General features: G+C 53.1%; 4 protein-coding genes. 3 read left to right on the top strand and 1 reads right to left on the bottom strand.

The window, feature by feature from the left end:
• Nucleotides 1-1,268 (top strand): aspartate--tRNA ligase (gene aspS, locus V6D20_09445; GenBank protein HEY9816003.1); only part of this gene is annotated, 1,268 nt, incomplete at its 5' end.
• A 285-nt stretch (nt 1,269-1,553) separates the two neighbouring features.
• On the opposite strand, the gene V6D20_09440 is transcribed toward aspS, so the two are convergent.
• Complete coding sequence (locus V6D20_09440) at nt 1,554-1,769, bottom strand: hypothetical protein (protein HEY9816002.1); 216 nt, start codon at nt 1,767-1,769, stop codon at nt 1,554-1,556.
• 683 nt (nt 1,770-2,452) lie between these two features.
• Between V6D20_09440 and V6D20_09435 the strand changes: the two genes are divergently transcribed.
• The gene (locus V6D20_09435; GenBank protein HEY9816001.1) at nt 2,453-2,932 is read left to right on the top strand and encodes a nucleoside 2-deoxyribosyltransferase; all 480 of its coding nucleotides are present in this window, start codon (nt 2,453-2,455) and stop codon (nt 2,930-2,932) included.
• Nucleotides 2,933-3,211: 279 nt separating this feature from the next.
• Nucleotides 3,212-3,557, top strand: a 346-nt coding sequence (locus V6D20_09430) for a hypothetical protein (protein HEY9816000.1), incomplete at its 3' end; no start/stop codon positions are given.

Below are 3,557 nucleotides of genomic sequence, written 5' to 3'. Positions count from 1 at the left end.
AAGGCGCAAGGGACTATCTAGTGCCCAGTCGGGTGAATCCAGGGGAATGGTTTGCCTTGCCCCAATCGCCCCAGCTCTTCAAGCAAATTTTGATGGTGTCCGGGTTCGATCGCTACTACCAAATTGCCCGCTGCTTCCGCGATGAAGACCTCCGGGCCGATCGCCAACCGGAATTCACCCAGCTCGATATGGAAATGAGCTTCATGACCCAGGATGAAATTCTGGAGCTGAATGAGGCCATGGTCTGCCATATTTTCAAAGCGGTGAAGGGCATCGACCTACCCCGCCCCTTCCCTCGCCTCACCTATGCTGATGCCATGGATCGCTATGGCTCCGACAAGCCCGATACCCGCTATGGCCTAGAGCTAGTAGAAGTATCCGACTTGGTGAAAGACTCCGGCTTCAAGGTGTTTTCAGGGGCGATCGCTGCTGGCGGCATGGTGAAAGTGTTGCCGATTCCCGGCGGCAATGACGCCATTTCCAACGTCCGCATTAAGCCCGGTGGTGACCTGTTCAAAGAAGCCAACGAGGCGGGGGCGAAGGGGCTGGCCTACATCCGCGTGCGGGAAGGCGGCGAGATTGACACCATCGGTGCCATCAAAGACAACCTCAGCGATGAGCAAAAGCAAGAGCTCCTGGCTAGAACCGGAGCCCAGCCGGGACACCTGCTACTGTTTGGGGCAGGGGATGCCGCGACGGTCAACAAAACCCTCGATCGCCTGCGCCAAGTGATTGCACGGCAGATGAACCTCATTGATCCCGAGAAGCTCAACCTTCTGTGGGTGACGGACTTCCCCATGTTTGAGTGGAATGCCGATGAGAAGCGCTTAGAAGCCCTACACCATCCCTTCACCGCGCCCTTCCCCGAGGATGCCCACGACCTGAAAACGGCCCGGGCCCAAGCCTATGACATTGTGTTCAACGGCTTTGAAATTGGCGGCGGCAGTTTGCGGATCTATCACCCCGATCTACAGGCTAAGGTCTTTGAAACGATTGGTCTATCCGACGAGGAAGCCCGAGGGAAATTTGGATTCTTGCTGGAAGCCTTCGAGTATGGCACCCCGCCCCACGGCGGCATTGCCTATGGTCTCGATCGCTTAGTCATGCTCTTGGCGGGCGAAGAGTCGATTCGAGATGCGATCGCCTTCCCCAAAACCCAGCAGGCCCGCTGCTTACTCACCGAAGCTCCGTCTGGCGTAGACCTGAAGCAACTCAAAGAACTGCATGTGGCCTCCACCCATAAACCCAAGCCCACGGCGGCAGGTTAAGTACCCCTTCCATCACCATTAAAAATGCGATCGCCTGACCATACAGGGCGATCGCATTCTTTCTAGGACAACTTAAACAGGGGATGAATGCTGGTTTTTACCAGGGATATGAATGCTTCAGGGAGAACGTGAATAACGTTCTACATTAAGTCAGGTTGATGCACGACCCGAGAAACGTGCCTAACAGATCCTTTGATGGATAGGAATCTGTTGGCAACATGGGTGAGGAGTAGACCGTGGTCTAGACTCATCACTTAGATCACGATCGATCCGTGATGACAACGATTACTGAGCAGGAGCTTCCTCAGCACCTTCCTCAGCGCCTTCTTCCATCTCTTCTTCCATCTCTTCTCCCTCAGCCTCAGGAGCAGCTTCTTCAGTGGTTTCAGGAGCAGCTTCTTCGGTGGTTTCAGGAGCAGGAGCAGTCTCTTCGGTTGCGCAAGCGCCAAGCGTAGCTGCCAGGGTTGCAATCAAGGCCAGAGACATCATTTTGAATTTCATGCGAGTGTCCTCCCGATGTATGATCGGCTAGTTAAGGTCTGGTTAAATCGTATTAAACAATACAACAAATTGTGTCAAATGACTATCTATCCAACGATAGGTATTTCAAATGGGTCTGGGGGATGATGCATAGATTTTTCTAGGCTTGACAAGTCCAAATGCCGCATATAGAACGACAGTATCCTGCTTAGGAAGACGGTGTAGAGCTATCCGAATTTAGAAGTCAATACCGTTATACCTGTCAAGATAGTTCTAGGGTTATGGTAGGGAGAGTTCTAGGTAGGTCAGCAAGCTAGAGCAACAGACGAGATGAGATAGCCATGTTGATTTAGATTGTATCTCTAAGATATTTTTAAACCGAACTATACCTCTTATGCAAGTACATCGGCAATCGATCATGCGATCATGGTCAAGAATAAGTACAATGTTTTAATTAATACAGCCATGATTGCGTAGCGCATAGCGCTAGTCTGCCATTCCCGCGTCGCTTAAGGCGGTGGACAGTCGAGATAAGATGTAGGCTATGCCCAAGATAGTGAAATTAATAAAACTAATTTGTAGACATCACGATGGATGCCACCATAGATAAGCTATAAGCCTATCCGGTGTTGTTTTAACGTAAGCACCCGGATCCTGCGCTAAACTGGACGCCATGATAGACATCAAGGTATAAGCGATCGCCTATGAGCACGCTCACCCCATGGATTTACTTTGCTGGGCCCCTGTTCACCGCCGCCGAAATTGACTTCAATGCAGCGATCGCCATGGGGTTGCGGGCAGCGGGCTACTCCGTCTATCTCCCCCAGGATGAATGTGCTGGCACGACCGATCCCCACGAACTCTTCAAGATTTGCGTCCGGGGTATCGATGGCGCAGCGCTGATGGTGGTGATCTTAGATGGCACGGATGCCGATTCAGGTAGTTGCTTTGAGCTGGGCTATGCCTATGCTAAGGGGATTCCAGTGGTTGGTGTACGCACTGACTTTCGCGGCAGTGGTGAACATCTGGGGCTCAACCTCATGCTCACCCACAGTTGCGATCGCCTGCTGTTGACCAGTCTGCAGCCCCAGCCCGCCAATCCTCGCATCCGCTATCGTGCTCCCAGCGACCCTATTCTGCCACTCCTGCTCGATCTGCTCAGTGGCTATTCTGATCTAACTTGAGTACAAGTTCGTGATGAGCGAGACGGTGCGTTACGGCTTCGCCTAACGGCACTCTGTATGAGCGGAGAATTCTTATAGATAGGTGGTGGTCATCCATGCGTTACGGGACGGTGCGTCACGGCTTTGCCTAACAGCAGCCTACACCTAATCTAGGTTTCTAGGATCGCGATCACCCAGCCCCAGCCCGTCTAACCCGAAGATCATCCGCAATTGAACGGTTTTCTAGCGTCCCACAACACGCTAGATTCGGTAGGATGCTGGGGAAGACTGAGTTTCGTCATGACCAATCCTGTCTGTATGCCGATGGCGATCGCCGCCTTGCCAACCGTTGCCGAACCCGTCGCCCAGTATGGCGCAGCTTCCCGCTGGATTGAGGCCCTTGTAGACTGTCCGGGCGCACCAGGGCTCTATACCTACGCTGTGCCAACGGAGCTGTGCATTAAACCCGGAGATATCCTCAGCGTGCCTTTTGGAGCGCAGCAGATGGGGGCGATCGCCCTACGCTGGGTGGAACAATTGCCAGAGGGTTTGGAGCCAACAGCGGTGCGGCCAGTTGATGACGTGATCAGCGCGGCTTTCTTCCCGCCGGGCTACTGGATTTTGCTGCAGCAGGTGGCAGACTATT

Source organism: Candidatus Obscuribacterales bacterium, assembly GCA_036703605.1.
In the GTDB taxonomy this organism is placed as follows: Bacteria; Cyanobacteriota; Cyanobacteriia; order RECH01; family RECH01; genus RECH01.
Note: the sequence above shows the minus strand (reverse complement) of the source record. Positions and strands in the feature narration are given on the sequence as shown.